Here is a 17,324-nt window from a genome sequence, read left to right on the forward strand (position 1 = left end):
CACAGAACGCCGGGGCCGGGCGCATGCTGGCACTACAACAACTAGCCGCGGATGACCTTCGATGACCGACGCAGCACCTTCTGCCTGGATCGGGCGAACCGAACAAGCCCACGATCAACTCAGCCGAAACCTGCTCAAGCGTATCTCCGCCACCCTGGGCGAACCCGCCGTGGGGCATGGCGAGCCGCTGCCGCCGCTGTGGCAATGGTGCTTTTTCCAGGAGCCGCTGGACGAGCGTGAGCTCGGGCAGGACGGTCATCCGGCCCGAGGGGGCTTCCTGCCCCCTGCCGACAACCGCAACCGCATGTGGGCCGGCGGACGTGTCGAGTTCTTCGAGCCGTTGATCGCCGGAGGCGAGGCGACGCGCATCTCCACCATCACCCAGGTCGAGGAAAAGCAGGGCCGTACCGGCTCGCTGCTGTTCGTCACCGTGCGCCACGACTACATGCAGGAGGGCCGCCTGGCGATTCGCGAAGAGCAGGACATCGTCTACCGCGAGCCCAGCCCGCCGAAGACCAGCAGCACCGAGGCGTTGATCCAGGGCGACTGGCGCGAGCCGGTCAACCCGACCCCGACGTTGCTGTTCCGCTATTCGGCGGTGACCTTCAACGGCCACCGCATCCATTACGACTGGCCCTACGTCACCGAGACCGAAGGCTATTCCGGGCTGGTGGTCCACGGCCCGCTGATCGCGACGCTCAGCCTGCGCGCGTTCTGCCGTGCCAACCCGCAGGCGCAGCTCAAGCGTTTCGCCTACCGCGGCCTGCGCCCGCTGATCGCCCCGCAGCCGTTCGAGGTGGGCGGGCGCATCGTCGCGCCGGGCAAGGCCGAACTCTGGGCCGGCGACGGCAGCGGCGTGGCTCAGAAGGCCGAGGTGGAATTCGAGTAAGGCACATCTCTCGTCCCGGCCCTGTCCCGAGGAAAGGGCCGGGCGACGAGAAAGGATCAGCGGCGGCGACCACCTGGCCGTTGCCAACAGAACGACGACTCAGCGCAACAGGCGCACCGGCAAGAAGCTTTCGAGGAACCCGAGATGAACGCGAACAAGATCGAAGAACTGAATTTCATCCGTGAAGGCGTGCGCGGCCTCTGTGCGGAGTTCCCGGCCGAATACTGGCGTCGGATCGACGAGGAGAAGGGCTTTCCAGAAGCCTTCGTCACCGCGCTGACCCAGGCCGGCTGGCTGTCGGCGATGATTCCGGAAGAATACGGCGGCTCCGGCCTGGGCCTGGCCGAAGCCTCGGTCATCCTCGAGGAAGTGAACCGCTGCGGCGGCAACTCCGGCACCGTGCACGGCCAGATGTACAACATGTTCACCCTGCTCAGGAACGGCAGCGACGAACAGAAGCGCTTCTACCTGCCGAAACTCGCCAGCGGCGAGCTGCGCCTGCAGTCCATGGGCGTCACCGAGCCCACCACCGGCACCGATACCACCAAGATCAAGACCACGGCGGTCAGGCAGGGCGACAAGTACGTCATCAATGGCCAGAAGGTGTGGATCTCGCGCATCCAGCATTCGGACCTGATGATTCTCCTGGCGCGCACCACGCCGCTGGCGGAGGTGAAGAAGAAGTCCGAGGGCATGTCGATCTTCCTGGTCGACCTGCGCGAAGCCATCGGCAACGGCCTGACCGTGCAGCCGATCGCCAACATGGTCAACCACGAGACCAACGAGCTGTTCTTCGACAACCTGGAAATCCCGGCCAGCAGCCTGATCGGCGAAGAGGGCAAGGGCTTCCGCTACATCCTCGACGGCCTCAACGCCGAACGCACCCTGATCGCCGCCGAATGCATCGGCGACGGCCGCTGGTTCATCGAGAAGGCCAGCCAGTACGCCCGCGACCGCGTGGTGTTCGGCCGTCCGATCGGACAGAACCAGGGCGTGCAGTTCCCCATCGCCGAAGCGCACATCGAGGTGGAAGCCGCGGACCTGATGCGCTGGCGCGCCTGCGAGGAATACGACAGCGGCAAGAACGCCGGCGCCGCCGCCAACATGGCCAAGTACCTCGCGGCCAAGGCCAGTTGGGAGGCCGCCAATGCCTGCCTGCAGACCCATGGCGGCTTCGGCTTCGCCAACGAATACGACGTCGAGCGCAAGTTCCGCGAAACGCGCCTGTACCAGGTGGCGCCGATCTCCACCAACCTGATCCTGTCGTACGTGGCCGAGCACCTGCTCGAGCTGCCGCGCTCGTTCTGACGGCGAGCGCAGGGTGGATCGGGGCGCGCATCGTCGCGCCGCGAATCCGCCGCCGCGTGGTGGAAATGCTTCGCGATTTCCGCCCTACGAAAGAGGGGAGAGCGTCATGAATATCAGCCACCTCGACCACCTGGTCCTCACCGTCGACGACCTCGAGGCAACGACCGATTTCTACACGCGCGTGCTCGGCATGCGGGCGGTGACCTTCGGCGAAGGGCGCAAGGCACTCGCCTTCGGCCAGCAGAAGATCAACCTGCACCAGGCCGGGCGCGAATTCGAACCCAGGGCCGGGCGGCCGACGCCCGGCTCGGCGGACCTCTGCTTCATCGTCGCGACACCGCTGGACGAGGTCGTTGCACACCTCGAACGCCAGGGCGTCGCGCGCGTCGAGGGGCCGGTGCAGCGCACCGGCGCCACCGGGCCGATCCGCTCGGTGTACGTGCGCGACCCCGATCAGAACCTCATCGAACTCTCCCAACCGATTGGCTAACCCCCTGGAGCCGATAGCATGAGCCAGCACACCCACGCGTTGACCGAATTTCTCGCCGGGCTGCGTTACGAGCAGATCCCCGATGCGGTGCTCGCCCGCACCGAAGACCTGTTCCTGGACTGGCTCGGCTCTGCCCTGGCCAGCGCCGGTGCGCACCCGATTCCGCTGTTCGAGCGCTATGCGCAGGAGATGGGGCCCACGTCCGGACCCTCCCGCATCTTCGTCAACCGGGGCAGCAGCTCGGCCTATTTCGCCGCGCTGGTGAATGGCGCGAGCTCCCACCTGGTGGAGCAGGACGACCTGCACAACAGCTCGGTGCTGCACCCGGCCACCGTGGTGTTCCCGGCCGCGCTGGCCGCGGCGCAGCATCTGCGCAAGTCCGGCCGCGAGCTGCTGCTGGCCTCGGTGGCCGGCTATGAGGCGGGCATCCGCATCGGCGAGTTCCTCGGTCGCTCGCACTACCGCATCTTCCACACCACCGCCACGGTCGGCACCCTGGCCGCCGCGGTGGCGGTGGGCAAGCTGCTGGAGTTCGACCAGAAGCAGTTCACCCATCTGCTCGGCAGCGCCGGCACCCAGGCCGCCGGGCTCTGGGAGTTCCTGCGTGATGCCGCCGATTCCAAGCAGCTGCACACCGCCAAGGCCGCCGCCGATGGCCTGCTCGCCGCCTACCTGACCCGCGAGGGCCTGACCGGCGCGCAGAACATCCTCGAAGGCGAGCAGGGCATGGCGGCGGGCATGTCGACCGACGCCGATCCGAGCAAGCTGTCCGACCGCCTCGGCACGCGCTGGGCGCTGGCGGAAACCTCCTTCAAGTTCCACGCCTCCTGCCGCCACACGCACCCGGCGGCCGATGCGCTGCTGGCGCTGATGCAGCGCGAAGGCCTGCGAGCCGACGCCATCGCCAGCGTCACCACCCGCGTGCACCAGGGCGCCATCGACGTACTCGGCCGCGTGACCGTGCCGCAGACGGTGCACCAGGCAAAATTCTCCATGGGCACGGTGCTCGGGCTGATCGCCGTGCATGGCAAGGCCGGGTTGACCGAATTCCATGAGCTGGCACTGACCGATCCGGCGGTGGCGGCCTTCCGCGACAAGGTCAGCATGATTCTGGACCCCGAGGTCGACGGCGCCTATCCGGCGCGCTGGCTCGGCCGCGTCGAGGTCACCACCTCCGACGGCCGCAGGCTGCAGGGCGCCATCGACGAACCCAAGGGCGATCCGGGCAACACGCTCAGCCGTGAAGAGCTGGAAGACAAGTTCCGCCGCCTGGTGCAGTTCTCGAACGCGCGCAGCGCTGACGAGGCGGGCGAGCTGATCGAACAGGTCTGGCGTCTGCGTGAGACGACCGACCTTAGCCAGTTGGGATAACGGCGCGAGAGCCGTCCGGGTGGGCGGTGAGGGGGCGTGGTCTTGGAAAAGGTGAACGCCTTTTCGCGGTCGAGACCGCTCCCACGAAAAACGGCATGGCTTGAGATCTTTCTCGCAAAAGCCAGCCGGAACGACGTGGTGATAGTGGTTTGGCGGTAAAAACGTGGGAGCGGTCGGAGACGCTTGGTCTTGACCGCGAATGGTCTCGGCGAACGGCTTCCACGGGAACACCTGAATGCAAGTGCGACCTGGTCGCGAATGGCCGTTGAACCGATTTGGCAGGAAACGAAATGAACGAGACAACTTCGAACCCCCGTCCCCTCGACGGCATCACGGTGGTCAGCCTGGAACACGCCATTGCCGCACCCTTCTGCACGCGGCAACTGGCTGATCTGGGTGCCCGGGTGATCAAGGTCGAGCGCCCCGGTGCCGGCGACTTCGCCCGAGGCTACGACGAGCGCGTCAATGGACTGGCCTCGCATTTCGTCTGGACCAACCGCAGCAAGGAGAGCCTGACGCTGGACCTCAAGCAGGGCGCCGCGATGCAGGTGCTCGAACAGCTCCTGGCCGACGCCGATGTGCTGGTGCAGAACCTCGCTCCGGGCGCTGCCGCGCGCATGGGCCTGTCGTTCGAAGCGCTGCACGAGCGCTTTCCGAAGCTGATCGTCTGCGACATTTCCGGTTATGGCGAAGGCGGCCCCTACGAACAGAAGAAGGCCTACGACCTGCTGATCCAGAGCGAGGGCGGTTTTCTCTCGGTGACCGGCGGGCCGGGCGAGGACGAGATGGCCAAGGCCGGTTGCTCGATCGCCGACATCGCGGCCGGCATGTATGCCTACACCAGCGTCCTCTCCGCCCTGATGCTGCGCATGCGCACCGGCAAGGGCAGCCGCATCGACGTCTCGATGCTCGAGAGTCTGGTCGAGTGGATGGGCTATCCGCTGTATTACGCCTACGAGGGCGCGACCCCGCCGCCGCGTGCCGGCGCGGCCCACGCCACCATCTATCCCTACGGGCCGTTCCCCACCGGCGGTGGCGGCACCGTGATGCTCGGCCTGCAGAACGAGCGCGAGTGGGTGCTGTTCTGCGAGAAGGTCCTGCTGCAGCCGCAGCTGGTCGAGGACGAACGCTTTTCCAGCAATGCCCGGCGATCCGAACACCGCGACGCGCTGCGGGCGATCATCGTCGAGCGCTTCGCCGGCCTGAGCGCCGAAGAAGTGATCGCGCGTCTCGACTCCGCGCCCATCGCCAATGCCCACGTCAACGACATGGCCGGCGTCTGGGCCCATCCCCAGCTCAAGGCGAGGCAGCGCTGGAGCGAGGTGGGCAGCCCGGCAGGTCCGTTGCCGGCCTTGCTGCCGCCGGGTCGCAACGCGGCCTTCGAGCCGCGCATGGACCCGGTTCCGGCGCTGGGAGAACACAGCAGCCGGCTGCTCGCCGAGCTCGGCTATGCCGAGGGCGATATCGAGCGCCTGCGTGAGCAGGGCGTGATCTAACGACCGCCGCAGGCGCCGATCCGCCACGGGCGGCAACGAGAACAACGAAGGACAGAACCAATGGCACAACCGATCATCCGCAGCGCACTGTTCGTCCCGGCGACGCGTCCCGAGCGCTTCGCCAAGGCGCTGGCCAGCGGCGCCGATGCCGTCATCGTCGATCTCGAGGATGCCGTTGCCGAACCGCTGAAGGCCGAGGCACGCGCCAGCCTCGACGATTTCCTGCAGACCAGCCCCGAGGCGCAGGTACTGGTGCGCATCAACGCGCCAGGGCATGCGCAGCAGGCCGAAGACCTCGCGCTTTGCGCACGTCATCGGGGCGTGGTCGGCATCCTGCTGCCCAAGGCCGAAAGCGCGGCGCACGTGCAGCAAGCCGCTGCGACCGGCAAGCCGGTCTGGCCGATCATCGAAAGCGCCCGCGGGCTCGATGCGCTGAGTGAAATCGCCGCTGCCGCCGGGGTCGAGCGCCTCTCGTTCGGCGCGCTGGACCTGGGGCTGGACCTGGGTTTGGCCAGCGGAAGCGAGGCGGCCGAGCGCGTGCTCGACCAGGCCCGTTATGCGGTACTCTTGCAGTCCCGGCTGCGTGAGCTGGCCATGCCGCTCGACAGCGTCTATCCGGACATCAGGAATTCGCAGGGCCTTGCCCGCACCGTTGCCGACGCCCGCGACATGGGTTTCGGCGGCCTGCTGTGCATTCATCCCAGCCAGGTGGCTGTGGTGCATGAAACGCTGATGCCCACCGGCGATGAGCTGGCCTGGGCGCAACGTGTCCTCGAGGCCGGATCGTCCGGCGAAGGGGTCTTCGTGGTTGACGGGCAAATGGTCGACGCTCCGGTGATCGGCCGCGCCCGCCGGCTGTTGCAACGTGCCGGCCAGACGCTGCCCTGAAGGGCGCTCTGCGGCGATACTCGTGCCAACCGACAAGAATAAAACAAGAGGGTACTACCATGCTGAAAACCACCGCCAAGGCGCTCGTCTGCGCGATTTCCCTGACCGTCGCCGGGTTCGTCCAGGCCGATCCGGTCGTCATCAAGTTCGCCCACGTGGTCGCGGACAACACCCCCAAAGGACAGGGCGCGCTGATGTTCAAGAAGCTCGCCGAGGAACGTCTGCCGGGGAAAGTGAAGGTCGAGGTGTATCCGAACTCCTCGCTGTTCGGGGACGGCAAGGAGATGGAAGCGCTGCTGATCGGTGACGTCCAGTTGCTGGCGCCATCGCTCGCCAAGTTTGAACACTATTCCAAGGCCATGCAGATCTACGATCTGCCGTTCCTGTTCGACGACCTCGCCGCCGCCGACCGCTTCCAGAGCAGCCCGGAGGGCAAGGCGCTGCTCACCTCGATGGAAGACAAGAACATCACCGGCCTGGCCTACTGGCACAACGGGACCAAGCAGCTGTCAGCCAACAAGCCGCTGCGCGAGCCGAGCGATGCCCGGGGTCTGAAGTTCCGCGTACAGGCTTCGGCGGTACTGGACGAGCAGTTCAAGGCCGTGCGCGCGAACCCGCGCAAGATGAGCTTCGCCGAGGTCTATCAGGGCCTGCAGACCGGCGTGGTCAATGGCACCGAGAACACCTGGTCGAACTACGAAAGCCAGAAGGTTCACGAGGTGCAGAAGTTCATGACCGAATCGGACCACGGCCTGATCGACTACATGGTCATCACCAACACCAAGTTCTGGAAAGGGCTGCCCGACGACGTCCGTGGCGAGCTGGAAGCGATCATGGCCGAGGTGACCGTCGAGGTTAACCGCCAGGCCGACGAGCTCAACCAGAAGGCCAAGCAGGCGATCGCGGCTGCCGGCACCACCGAAATCATCGAACTGACCCCCGAGCAGCGCGCCAAGTGGCGCGAGGCGATGCAGCCGGTGTGGAAGAAGTTCGAGAACGAGATCGGTGCTGACCTGATCAAGGCCGCCGAATCCGCCAACCAGCGCTGATGCACGACCGGCACCCGGCCCCGCGCCGGGTGCCTCGGTTGCGCAGGCGTCTGCGCGACGAGACACTGACCGCCTCTCGGCGATGTCTCGGCACAGGATATTTCCATGAAGGTAAGCGACGCGCTGCGCCAGCGGCGCAGCATCCGCGCGTTCGACCGCCGCCCGGTGGACAGCGACCTGTTGCGGTCGTTGCTCGATCAGGCCTGTCGCGCGCCTTCGAGCGGCAATCTGCAGCCCTGGCGAATCTTCGTCCTGCAGGGCGATGCGCTGGTGCGTTTTCGCGAGGCGATGCAGCGGCACCTGGCCGAGGCTCCCGCGCCGGACCCCCGGGACTATGCGATCTACCCGGAACCGCTCTTCGAACCCTACCGTGGCTACCGCTTCCGGGTCGGTGAAGGCATGTACCGCCTGCTCGGCATCGGCCGGGAAGACAAGGCGGCACGCCTGGCCTGGTTCGCACGCAACTTCACCTTCTTCGACGCGCCCTGTGCGCTGTTCTTTTTCGTCGATCGGCGCATGGGCCCCGGGCAGTGGGCCGATCTTGGCATGTATCAGCAGAGTCTGATGCTGCTGCTCAAGGAGCACGGCCTCGACAGCTGCGCCCAGGCCTGCTGGGCGCGTTATCCGCGACAGGTGAGCCAGTGGCTGGATGCGCCGCCGGAGCTGGTGCTGCATTGCGGCATGGCGGTGGGCTATGCCGACCCGCAGGCGGCGGTCAACCAGCTGCGCAGCGAGCGGATGCCGCTGGCGGACTACTGCCGGTTCGTCGACTGACCGCAGCGCATCAGTAGAGCATGGCGGCGTTGAGCATCAGCAGGGTGTCGTTGTTGCCCGCCTGGTTGTTGTAGTCCTCGATGCGCAGCAGGCTGCCCTTGAAGCTGAGCGCCCACACCGGCAGTTCGTAGCGGAAGAACATCTCGTACTCCATGTGCCTTCCGCTGGCGTTCAGGTCCAGCTCGACGCGGTTCCAGACCACGCCGTTGTCTTGGCCGAGTCCCGTCGGCAGCGATGCCGACAGCGCACCACCCCTGATCCGCAGCGGCTGGTAGGCGAGGGCGCCCAGCTGCCACTGGCGGGTCGGCTGGCCGACGACACCCAGAGTGAAGCTGTCGCTGCGCAGGCTTGCCCCATGCGCCCAGCCGGCTCCGGAGAGACGGCTGCGTCCGCTGTTGTAGCGACCGTAGAGATGCCAGCGCTCGTCCAGCGGCAACGCCAGGTTCAGGCCACCGAAGACCGTTCGCGCCGCGCTGTCGCCGAACAGGGCGTCGCTCTGCGAGCCGAGCAGGCGCTGCTCTTCCTCGAGTACGCCCAGTTGCACGCTGGCGGCCAGGCCCGATGCGCCGACGTAGCCCCATTCGGTCTGCACGCTCTGCTGGAGGTCCGGACTCGAACGATCGGCGAAGCGCTGCGGCGCCTTGCCGGTCTGTACCTGCAGGCCGCCATGCCAGTGGCTGCCCAGCTGCCAGCGCATGCCGGCGCCACTGGCTTCTTCGTTCAGGCTGAGGAAGGGGTTGCCGAAGGCCTGGGTGAGGGTGGCGTACTTCAAGCGGGGGGTGAGCTGTTGCAGGCCCTGGCTCCAGGACGGGTCGGTATTGACGCTGGCGCTGAACGCCAGGCTGGAGCCGAGCTGCTGCCAGGCCTGCACCTGGCCGAGCGCATCGACTCCGCTGCCTTTGCCGCCCGCGCTGTAGTGCAGGCTCAGCCCGCCCTCGGTGCTGAAGGATTGCATGCGGTATTCCTGGTCGAAGCGCGTCAGGTACCGATCGGTGTCGATGCGACTGCGCTCGGCGAACCCGTTACTCAGGGTGGCGCCACTGAACAGGAAGGGCGCGTCGAGGCTGTCCTTGAGAACCAGGTCCACCCTGGCCAGCGAGTCACGGATCGCACTGCCCATCGCCGAGCTTTCGGAAACGACCGCGCTGCTGAAGGGCAGTATCCGGCCCGTGGAGGTCTCGATCATCAGTACGCCGATCGGCCGCGTGGCGGCGTTGAGGTCCATCACGCCCTGGCCGTATACGGCCTGGTCCGAATAGGGTCCGCTCTTGCTCGCCGACACCAGCAGACGCTCGACCACCTGCGAGGGGCTCAGGGTGGGGAACAGGTCCATCAGCAGGGCGACGCCGCCACTGACCTGCGGTGCGGCGATCGAGGTGCCGGCCACCTGTTGGTTTCTGCCGTCGGCCCCGACGTCCACGGTGATCTGTCCCGGCGCTGCGATGCACCAGGCGGCCGCGTCTCCGCAGCGGTTCGAATAGCTGGAGATCGTTCCGGTGGACCGGCCGTTGTTGTCCACGGCGACTACTGCGAGCCACTGGCCCTGCAGCCCCGGGACGAGCACCGGCAGGGCCGCCAGCGAACTGGGCTGGCTGTCGCCGCTGTTGCCCGCGGCCCAGACGTAGACGATGCCGGCGTCCACGCCCCGCTGGTAGATCGGCCCGAAGTGGTCGCGCACCCAGGCGCCGCCGTCGGCGTTGTCTTCGATGCGCGAGGTGCCGCCGCCGCTGCGGGTCAGCCCCCAGCTGTTGTTGGAGACGCGGGCGCCATACTGGATTTCGCGGGCGACCTGATCCCGATCGCTCAACGCGCCGCTGCCCATCACGCGGATCGGCAGCAGTTCGGCGCCATAGGCCACGCCATGCGCGGCAGCGCCGTTCTTCTCCGCCGCCAGGGCCTTGGCCACCGCGGTGCCATGGGTACCGGTGTCGGACATGCGCTCCCCGCCATTGGTGACGAAATTCCCGCCGGGAGCGATCTGATTGCGCAATTCCGGATCGTCGATGTCGACGCCGGTGTCCTTGACCGCCACGACGATGCCCTGGCCGGTCGCGCCGCGGGCATAGGCGTAATCGGCGCCCAGCAGCGACAGGTGATTGGCGCGGTTGAACTCGGCGGTGCGGAAGTCCTCCGGCGCGGAGACCGGCGGCGTGGGTGTCGGAGCCGGCCCGGGCTGCGGCGACGGGGCGGGTTGCGGCGCGGGCTCCGGTTGCGGCGCCGGCGCAGGAGCCGGTTCAGGCGTCGGTGCCGGGGTGGGCGTCGGCTGTGGAGCAGGAGCAGGGCCCGGCTGGGCGTCGTCGGCCGATCTGGAATGGCTGCCGGAGCGATTGCTGGCAATCAGGACGGCCGCGGTCGCGACGCCGCCGGCCACCGCCAGCTCGCGTCCGCGGCGCGTCTGGAACCAGGCCTGGCGCTCGTCCTCGGAGGCGTGGGAGAGTTCCGCCAGGAGCTTCTGGCGCTCGGGGCTGGCCTCCTGCGCGAGGTACTGGAGCAACGCGCTGCGGTACTCGGGAAAGATCTCCAGCGCAGGCTCGACCTGCAGGCTCAACAGCGGGTCGGGCAGCTCGTACAGGCGGATGAATTCCCGCTGGATCTCGGGCAGCAGATCCGCTGGCGGCAGCGGTGCGCCCCAGGCGCTGGTGCAGATCGACATGCCCAGCAGGGTCCTGCGGGCCATGATCCCTGGCGTGAAAGCCGATCGGCTGCCTTTGCCCATCTGCGATGCTCCTTGTTCTCGGTAATGAGACCGATAGGCAAGGGGTGCGCCACTTATTTGTCGTAAGACTTGCTGATAGTCATCTTTGTGACGCGCGACCCGAAGAGCGCACTGCGGCAGTGAAGCGGTTAACGGCCCGGGCGAGCGGGTCGAGACGCCCAGGGGCCGGGCGGGGCGGTTGAACTGCCCCGTTTGGTCAGTTTTTCCGACACAGGGTCAGTCGCCGCGACGGCGAGCGTTCAGGGCGTCTCCATCCATTTCGGCTTCGGATAGCGCCGGTCGGCCTTGCCCGCCTTGAGGATCGCGCTCGGCACGTCGTGACCGACCAGCTCCGGCAGCCGTGCGGAGGCTTCGAGCAGGCGGTCCAGGTCGACCCCGGTCTCGAGGCCCATGCGCTGGAACATGTGTACCAGGTCCTCGGTGCAGATGTTGCCGCTGGCGCCCGGGGCGTAGGGACAACCGCCGAGCCCTCCGAGGGATGCGTCGAAGCGGTCGATCCCCGCGTTGAGCGCCGCCAGTGCGTTGGTCAGGCCCATGCCGCGGGTGTTGTGGAAGTGCGCGGTGAAGACGACCTGCGGCCAGCGCTGCGACACCTCGCGGCACAGGCGCTCCACCTGGCCGGGGTCGGCCATGCCGGTGGTGTCGCACAGGGTCACGCCGCGCACGCCGATCGCCAGCAGTCGCTCGACCAGCTCCAGCACCCGCGCCTCGGGCACTTCGCCCTCGAACGGACAGCCGAAGGTGGTGGACAGCGAGGCGTTGACGAACACGTCGGTGCCCGAGGTGACTTCGATGATCGCCTTGAACTGCTCCAGCGACTGCTCCGGCGTCATCCTCAGGTTGGCCAGGCCGTGGGTGTCGCTGGCCGACATCACCAGGTTGATCTCGTCCACCTCGCAGGCCAGCGCGCGCTCGCAGCCCTTCACGTTGGGCACCAGTACGGTGTACTCGACGCCCTCCACCCGGCGGATGCCGCGCATCACCTCTTCGGCGTCGCGCAGGTTGGGGATCGCCTTGGGCGAGGTGAACGAAGTGACTTCGATCTTCGCCAGTCCGGTCAGCGAAAGCTGGTCGATCAGCGCGATCTTGTCTTCGGTGGGCACGAAGGCCGATTCGATCTGGAAACCGTCGCGGGTGGCGACGTCCTGGATGTAGAGGCGTTTGCTCATGGTGAAGTCCTGTCGGTGATGCCCGGTTCGTAGGGTGGATGGCGCTCCACCCATCCACCGTGCCGGGAATGTCACGGTGGATGAAAAAGGCGTCATCCACCCAACGCGGTACGTTGTCGCCTGAAGCCTGTGGCTTGCAGCTTGGCGCGTCTATCAGATGATCCCGCGCTCGCGCAGGCCCTGGCGTTGCTCATCGGTCAGGCCGAGCCCGGCGAGCACGTCGTCGGTGTGCTCGCCCAGTCGCGGGCCGCCGGCGCCGATGCGGCCGGGCGTGCGGCTGAGCTTGGGCAGTACGCCGGGTACCTTGAGCGGGCCGGCGCTGGTCTGCACCTGCTCGATCATCTGCCGGGCCAGGTAGTGCGGGTCGCTGACGATGTCCGCGGCGGTGTAGGGATAGCCGGCTGGCACCCGGGCGCCCTTGAGCGCTTCGATCACCTCGTCGCGGCCGCGCGTGCCGGTCCACTCGCCGATGGCGGCGTCGATCATCTCGGCGTGCTGGCTGCGCCCGTCGTTGTGCGCCAGGCGCGGATCGTCGGCCAGGTCCTGGCGACCGATCAGCAGCATCAGGCGCTTGTAGATGCTGTCCCCGTTGCCGGCGATCAGCACGTAGCTGCCGTCGTTGCAGGGGTAGGAGTTGGACGGCGTGATACCGGGCAGGGCGCTGCCGGCCGGTTCGCGGACATAGCCGAAGGCGTCGTATTCGGGCACCAGGCTTTCCATCATCGCGAACACCGATTCATACAGCGCCACGTCGATTTCCTGGCCGACGCCGCTGCGGGCACGCTCCTGCAGGGCCAGCAGCACGCCGATCACCCCGTAGAGCGACGACAGCGAGTCGCCAATGCTGATGCCGACGCGCACGGGCGCCTGGCCGGGGTAGCCGGACAGGTGGCGCAGGCCGCCCATCGCTTCGCCGATCACGCCGAAGCCGGGCAGGTCGCGGTAGGGGCCGGTCTGCCCGTAGCCGGAGATGCGCAGCATGATCAGCCTGGGGTTGAGCGCGGCCAGTTCGGCGTAGCTCAGACCCCAGCCCTCCAGCGTGCCGGGACGGAAGTTCTCCACCAGGATGTCGGCTTCGCCGATGAGTCGGCGGGCGATGTCCTGGCCCTCGGCTTCCTTCAGGTCCAGAGTGATCGAGCGCTTGTTGCGCGACTGCACATGCCACCAGAGCGAGGTGCCGTCCTTGATCTTGCGCCACTTGCGCAGCGGGTCGCCGACACCTGGCGGCTCGATCTTGATCACGTCGGCGCCGAACTCTCCGAGGAGCTTGCTGGCGAAGGGGCCGGCGATCAGCTGGCCCATCTCGACCACCTTGAGGCCCTGCAGCGGCATGCCGCCTGATATCTGTTGCGTCATCTGTTCACCCTGTCTGAGCGGTTGTCGGGCAGCCTGGCCCGCGACTGTCCGCAGCATGACCACGCTGCGTCCGGGGAGCAATTGGCTGTTCACCAATGAAGGCTTCGCGATCGGCGAAGGCAAGGCTGACATGACCGTACCGCAGGCCTTAGGCTTGTCGCCCGTCCATGCAGGAGGCCCATGACATGCGCCGCATCGATTTCGTGACCCTCCGGCTGTTCGTCGCCATCGCCGACGAGCGCAACCTGACCCGCGCCGCCGAACGGGAGCACCTGGCGCTGGCCGCGGTGAGCAAGCGCATCAGCGACCTGGAAGGGCAGCTGGGCATCGCGCTGCTCTACCGCCAGTCCAAGGGTGTCGAGCTGACGCCCGCCGGCCATGCCTTGCTGCATCACGCGCGCCACATCCTCGACAACCTGCAGCAGATGAGCGCCGATCTCAGCGAATTCAGCGAGGGCGTAAAGGGCCACGTACGCATCCATGCCAACACCTCGGCGGTGATCGAGTTCCTGCCCGAGGACCTGAGCGCGTTCAGCCAGCGCCATCCCGAAGTGAAGATCGACCTGGAGGAGCGGGTCAGCAGCGAGACCCTGCATGCGGTGCGCGAAGGGCTCACCGATATCGGCATCTTCGCCGGGCATATGCCGGCCGAGGGGTTGCAGGTCTATCCCTACCGGCACGACCAGCTGGTGCTGGTGACGCCGCGCACCCATCCGCTGGCGGGGCGCGAACGCATCAGCCTGGGCGAGGCGGCGGGGTACGACTTCATCGGCCTGCAGCAGGACGCCTCCCTGCATACCCTGCTTCAGCAGACCGCGGCCCAGCTCGGCACACCGCTGCGCCTGAGGATTCAGGTGCGCAGCTTCGAAGCGATCTGCCGGATGATCCACACCGGCATGGGCATCGGCGTGCTGCCCGAGCAGGTGGTGCGCAACTACCTGCCGGTGCTGGACGTCTCGACGATACCGCTCAGCGACGCCTGGGCGCGACGTGAACTGAAGATCGGCGTGCGCAACCTCGACGGCCTTTCCGTCACGGCGCGGCAGATGCTCGAGCACCTGATCGGCGACCCGCCGGGCTGACGGTCTTGCCGGCAAGCCTTCGCGGATGCCGAAGGCTCGCTTGCTCAAATGTGAATTTTGGTCGGCCACCGGCCGGCGTAGAGTCGACCCCGCTACCGCTCAACAACGATAAATAGGAGCTCCCATGGCGCGTTTGACCCTGCGCGGCGCCGTCCGCGTGCTTGCCGCATCCGCCCTGTTCGCTGCGTTCAGCGTCCAGGCCGACCCGATTCTCATCAAGTTCTCCCACATCACCGCGGACAACACGCCCAAGGGCCAGGGCGCGCTGATGTTCAAGAAGCTGGTCGAAGAGCGACTGGCCGGACAGGTCCAGGTTCAGGTCTATTCGAACTCCTCGCTGTTCGGCGACGGCAAGGAAATGGAGGCGCTGCTGCTCAACGACGTGCAGATGCTCGCACCGGCGCCGTCCAAGCTCGAGCAGTACACCAAGCAGTTGCAGCTGTTCGACCTGATGTTCCTGTTCGACGACATGGCCGCGGCCCAGCGCTTCCAGCAGTCCGAAAAAGGCCGCGCGATGCTCGCCTCGATGGAGGACAAGGGCATCACCGGGCTCGCCTACTGGCTCAACGGCATGCGCCAGTTCACCGCCAACAAGGCGCTGCGCGAGCCGGCCGATGCCCGCGGGCAGAAATTCCGCGTGCAGCCTTCCGACCTTCAGGCCGCGCAGTATTCCGCCCTGCGCGCGGTGCCGCGCAAGATGTCGTTCGCCGAGATCTACCAGGGGCTGCAGACCGGCGTGGTCAATGCCCAGGACAACCCCTGGTCCAACATCTACAGCCAGAAGTACTACGAAGTTCAGAAGTACATGACCGAGTCCAACCATGGCATCGGCAACTATGTGCTGATCACCAACACGAAGTTCTGGCACAGCCTGCCGGACGAAGTGCGCGGCGAGCTGGAGAAGATCGTCGACGAGGTCACCGTCGAAGTGAACCGCCAGGCGGCGGCCCTCAACGAGGAGGCCAAGCAGGCCATTCTCGCCACCGGCAAGACCGAGCTGATCACCCTCACGGCGGAGCAGCGCAGCGCATGGCGCGACGCGGTGCGCCCGGCCTGGAAGAGCTTCGAAAAGGATATCGGCACGGACCTGATCGAGGCCGCCCAGGCCGCCAACACCGCGCCCTGAGCCTTAGACCTTGGTGCAATGGCCGCACCGCCCGGTGCGGCGTAGAACTGCAGCGACAAATCTGCGTGATCGGATTTGGAGCGTGTTACGCAATCAGCTGATTGCGAGGACGGCCCCCAGGGCCGTCTTTTTTTTTGCCCGCGCTCAGTCGCCCGGATGGGGCGGTAGGGGACGCAGGCGCGGCGTCGGCAGGTCCAGCGCGTTCAAGCGTTCGATCAGGTCGTTGATGGCCGAGCGGTCCCGGCAATTGTTCACGCAGTCATCCGCTTCGTCGCGCACCGCATGGGCTTCCTCCCACAGCGCATCCAGCTGATCGGGCGAGGGGTCGAACCGGATCGCGTTCTCGAGGCATTGCAGCAGCGCGATGATCACCTGGGGGTCGCCGCGCCCGTAGTTGCGGATCGGGCTGGTGACGGCCGTCAGCACACGGTGAATGGGCAGTTGCCGGTAGAACAGGCGTGGCTTGCCGTTATCGAAGCAGCCCACGTCATAGGGGGGCACGCCCATCATCCGGCCCAGCAGGACGCCGATCAGGTTCAGGGTGCGGATGGCGGTGCCCGGGTCGTTCACGGCCGGGCTGATGGCCTTCACCGCGATCTCCGACATCTGGCGCATGCCGTAGGCGGCATTCGAGGACGCGTATTCGTCGTTGCTGAAGTCCATGCAGTCCTGCACTTCCTGGGCTTCGCGCTCCGACAGTTCGCCGCTGAGCTTGATCAGCGGGTGCCCCTCGATGAGAAAGAAGCCCGGTTCGACCTGCAGCGTGGCCACCCTGTCGCGTTTTCCGAGCAGCTCGCCCAGGCGCTTCTCGTTCACGTTGCGCAGATAGCCGGGGCGCTGCGCCACCAGGCACGGCCACTGGCTGTCGTCCGGCACCGGCGGTGCCTGCCGCAGGCGTTTTTTCCGCGCCTCCAGTTGCTTCAGGGCCTCCTGGTGAAGACGGTTGACGTTCCAGTCCACCTGTATCGATTGCGAGACCGAGCGGATGAACACCACGAACAGGATCAGGCAGACCGCGGCGAACAGCACCGCCAGCAGCATGCCGAGGGTCGGGATGCTCTGCGGGTCGTTCTTGTTGATCAGGATGATCTGCGACAGGTAGTACAGGATGCTGCCCAGGTAGACGCCGAGAATCACCCGGTTGCGCAGGTCGCTGATCAGGCCCGGCAGCACCCGTGGTGACAGCCGCGTCGCGGCGCCGTTGAGCACCACCATCACCATGGAAAAGCTGAACACCATGAGCGAGACGATGCTGGTGATCAGCGTGCCGAGGATTTCCCGCGCATTGTCGGCGTCGGTCAGGCCGCTGGGCAGGTCGTCGCGCAAGCGCGATGCCAGGGGTGTTGCCTCGAAGGCGATGACCAGTCCGCTGGCCACGAGGTACGCGGCGGCGATGACGGTCGGGTAGAAGGCGATGCTATGGCGGATGCGGTACAGCGCGCGGAACAGGGCGTTCGAAGCTTGTGCCATGGGGACGTCCAACGATCGGGCTTGCCGCACATCAGACAACGCCCGTTGCAAAGGTGCGTCCGGCAATCGCGGCTATGCTCAGGAGAGCCGCGCGCGTCTCCAACGCGCGGTCGCGATTGTCCGGTCCCCCGTCAGGCGGG

General features: G+C 66.8%; 14 protein-coding genes. 10 read left to right on the plus strand and 4 right to left on the minus strand.

Features of this window, described 5'->3' with window-relative positions:
* Positions 1-61: 61 nt before the first annotated feature.
* From DN824_RS04720 to DN824_RS04755, 8 genes are all read left to right on the plus strand, one after another.
* The gene (locus DN824_RS04720) at positions 62-889 is read left to right on the plus strand and encodes an HTD2 family dehydratase (protein ID WP_138407185.1); all 828 of its coding nucleotides are present in this window, start codon (positions 62-64) and stop codon (positions 887-889) included.
* A gap of 144 nt (positions 890-1,033) precedes the next feature.
* Positions 1,034-2,197: an acyl-CoA dehydrogenase family protein gene (locus tag DN824_RS04725; protein ID WP_138407186.1), complete on the plus strand. Its 1,164-nt coding sequence runs from the start codon at positions 1,034-1,036 to the stop codon at positions 2,195-2,197.
* Positions 2,198-2,303: 106 nt separating this feature from the next.
* Positions 2,304-2,687 (plus strand): VOC family protein, encoded by a 384-nt coding sequence (locus tag DN824_RS04730; protein WP_138407187.1) that lies wholly within the window; start codon positions 2,304-2,306, stop codon positions 2,685-2,687.
* 18 nt (positions 2,688-2,705) lie between these two features.
* Positions 2,706-4,058 (plus strand): MmgE/PrpD family protein, encoded by a 1,353-nt coding sequence (locus tag DN824_RS04735; protein ID WP_138407188.1) that lies wholly within the window; start codon positions 2,706-2,708, stop codon positions 4,056-4,058.
* Positions 4,059-4,348: 290 nt separating this feature from the next.
* Positions 4,349-5,554 carry a CaiB/BaiF CoA transferase family protein gene (locus DN824_RS04740; RefSeq protein ID WP_138407189.1) on the plus strand — a complete coding sequence of 402 codons (1,206 nt, stop codon included), beginning with the start codon at positions 4,349-4,351 and terminating at the stop codon, positions 5,552-5,554.
* 60 nt (positions 5,555-5,614) lie between these two features.
* Positions 5,615-6,442, plus strand: a complete 828-nt coding sequence (locus tag DN824_RS04745; RefSeq protein ID WP_138407190.1) for an HpcH/HpaI aldolase/citrate lyase family protein — start codon at positions 5,615-5,617, stop codon at positions 6,440-6,442.
* 59 nt (positions 6,443-6,501) lie between these two features.
* A complete protein-coding gene (dctP, locus tag DN824_RS04750) occupies positions 6,502-7,491 on the plus strand; it encodes a C4-dicarboxylate TRAP substrate-binding protein DctP (protein ID WP_138407191.1) in 990 nt (329 codons plus the stop codon).
* Positions 7,492-7,596: 105 nt separating this feature from the next.
* Complete coding sequence (locus DN824_RS04755) at positions 7,597-8,265, plus strand: nitroreductase (RefSeq protein WP_138407192.1); 669 nt, start codon at positions 7,597-7,599, stop codon at positions 8,263-8,265.
* A 10-nt stretch (positions 8,266-8,275) separates the two neighbouring features.
* Here the strand turns inward: DN824_RS04755 and DN824_RS04760 are convergent, their stop codons facing one another.
* The 3 genes from DN824_RS04760 to DN824_RS04770 all read right to left on the minus strand — a co-directional run bounded on the left by DN824_RS04760 (position 8,276) and on the right by DN824_RS04770 (position 13,506).
* Positions 8,276-10,981 carry a S8 family peptidase gene (locus DN824_RS04760; protein WP_158295366.1) on the minus strand — a complete coding sequence of 902 codons (2,706 nt, stop codon included), beginning with the start codon at positions 10,979-10,981 and terminating at the stop codon, positions 8,276-8,278.
* 239 nt (positions 10,982-11,220) lie between these two features.
* Complete coding sequence (locus DN824_RS04765; RefSeq protein ID WP_138407194.1) at positions 11,221-12,150, minus strand: hydroxymethylglutaryl-CoA lyase; 930 nt, start codon at positions 12,148-12,150, stop codon at positions 11,221-11,223.
* 153 nt (positions 12,151-12,303) lie between these two features.
* Positions 12,304-13,506: a CaiB/BaiF CoA transferase family protein gene (locus DN824_RS04770; protein WP_138407195.1), complete on the minus strand. Its 1,203-nt coding sequence runs from the start codon at positions 13,504-13,506 to the stop codon at positions 12,304-12,306.
* A gap of 185 nt (positions 13,507-13,691) precedes the next feature.
* Between DN824_RS04770 and DN824_RS04775 the strand changes: the two genes are divergently transcribed.
* Positions 13,692-14,588, plus strand: a complete 897-nt coding sequence (locus DN824_RS04775) for a LysR family transcriptional regulator (RefSeq protein ID WP_138407196.1) — start codon at positions 13,692-13,694, stop codon at positions 14,586-14,588.
* Between the two features lie 124 nt (positions 14,589-14,712).
* The gene (locus DN824_RS04780) at positions 14,713-15,714 is read left to right on the plus strand and encodes a TRAP transporter substrate-binding protein (RefSeq protein ID WP_138407197.1); all 1,002 of its coding nucleotides are present in this window, start codon (positions 14,713-14,715) and stop codon (positions 15,712-15,714) included.
* Between the two features lie 144 nt (positions 15,715-15,858).
* Here DN824_RS04780 and DN824_RS04785 read toward each other — a convergent pair whose 3' ends face one another.
* Positions 15,859-17,184, minus strand: a complete 1,326-nt coding sequence (locus tag DN824_RS04785; RefSeq protein ID WP_138407198.1) for a DUF2254 domain-containing protein — start codon at positions 17,182-17,184, stop codon at positions 15,859-15,861.
* Positions 17,185-17,324 lie beyond the last annotated feature (140 nt).

It is taken from the genome of Stutzerimonas nosocomialis, from assembly GCF_005876855.1.
GTDB lineage: Bacteria > Pseudomonadota > Gammaproteobacteria > Pseudomonadales > Pseudomonadaceae > Stutzerimonas > Stutzerimonas nosocomialis.

Coding starts and splice junctions, on each gene's coding strand:
- DN824_RS04765 (WP_138407194.1), bottom strand. CDS start 12,150: ATGAGCAAACGCCTCTACATCCAGGACGTCGCCACCCGCGACGGTTTC.
- DN824_RS04730 (WP_138407187.1), top strand. CDS start 2,304: ATGAATATCAGCCACCTCGACCACCTGGTCCTCACCGTCGACGACCTC.
- DN824_RS04775 (WP_138407196.1), top strand. CDS start 13,692: ATGCGCCGCATCGATTTCGTGACCCTCCGGCTGTTCGTCGCCATCGCC.
- DN824_RS04770 (WP_138407195.1), bottom strand. CDS start 13,506: ATGACGCAACAGATATCAGGCGGCATGCCGCTGCAGGGCCTCAAGGTG.
- DN824_RS04755 (WP_138407192.1), top strand. CDS start 7,597: ATGAAGGTAAGCGACGCGCTGCGCCAGCGGCGCAGCATCCGCGCGTTC.
- dctP (WP_138407191.1), top strand. CDS start 6,502: ATGCTGAAAACCACCGCCAAGGCGCTCGTCTGCGCGATTTCCCTGACC.
- DN824_RS04760 (WP_158295366.1), bottom strand. CDS start 10,981: ATGGGCAAAGGCAGCCGATCGGCTTTCACGCCAGGGATCATGGCCCGC.
- DN824_RS04725 (WP_138407186.1), top strand. CDS start 1,034: ATGAACGCGAACAAGATCGAAGAACTGAATTTCATCCGTGAAGGCGTG.
- DN824_RS04745 (WP_138407190.1), top strand. CDS start 5,615: ATGGCACAACCGATCATCCGCAGCGCACTGTTCGTCCCGGCGACGCGT.
- DN824_RS04785 (WP_138407198.1), bottom strand. CDS start 17,184: ATGGCACAAGCTTCGAACGCCCTGTTCCGCGCGCTGTACCGCATCCGC.
- DN824_RS04740 (WP_138407189.1), top strand. CDS start 4,349: ATGAACGAGACAACTTCGAACCCCCGTCCCCTCGACGGCATCACGGTG.
- DN824_RS04780 (WP_138407197.1), top strand. CDS start 14,713: ATGGCGCGTTTGACCCTGCGCGGCGCCGTCCGCGTGCTTGCCGCATCC.
- DN824_RS04720 (WP_138407185.1), top strand. CDS start 62: ATGACCGACGCAGCACCTTCTGCCTGGATCGGGCGAACCGAACAAGCC.
- DN824_RS04735 (WP_138407188.1), top strand. CDS start 2,706: ATGAGCCAGCACACCCACGCGTTGACCGAATTTCTCGCCGGGCTGCGT.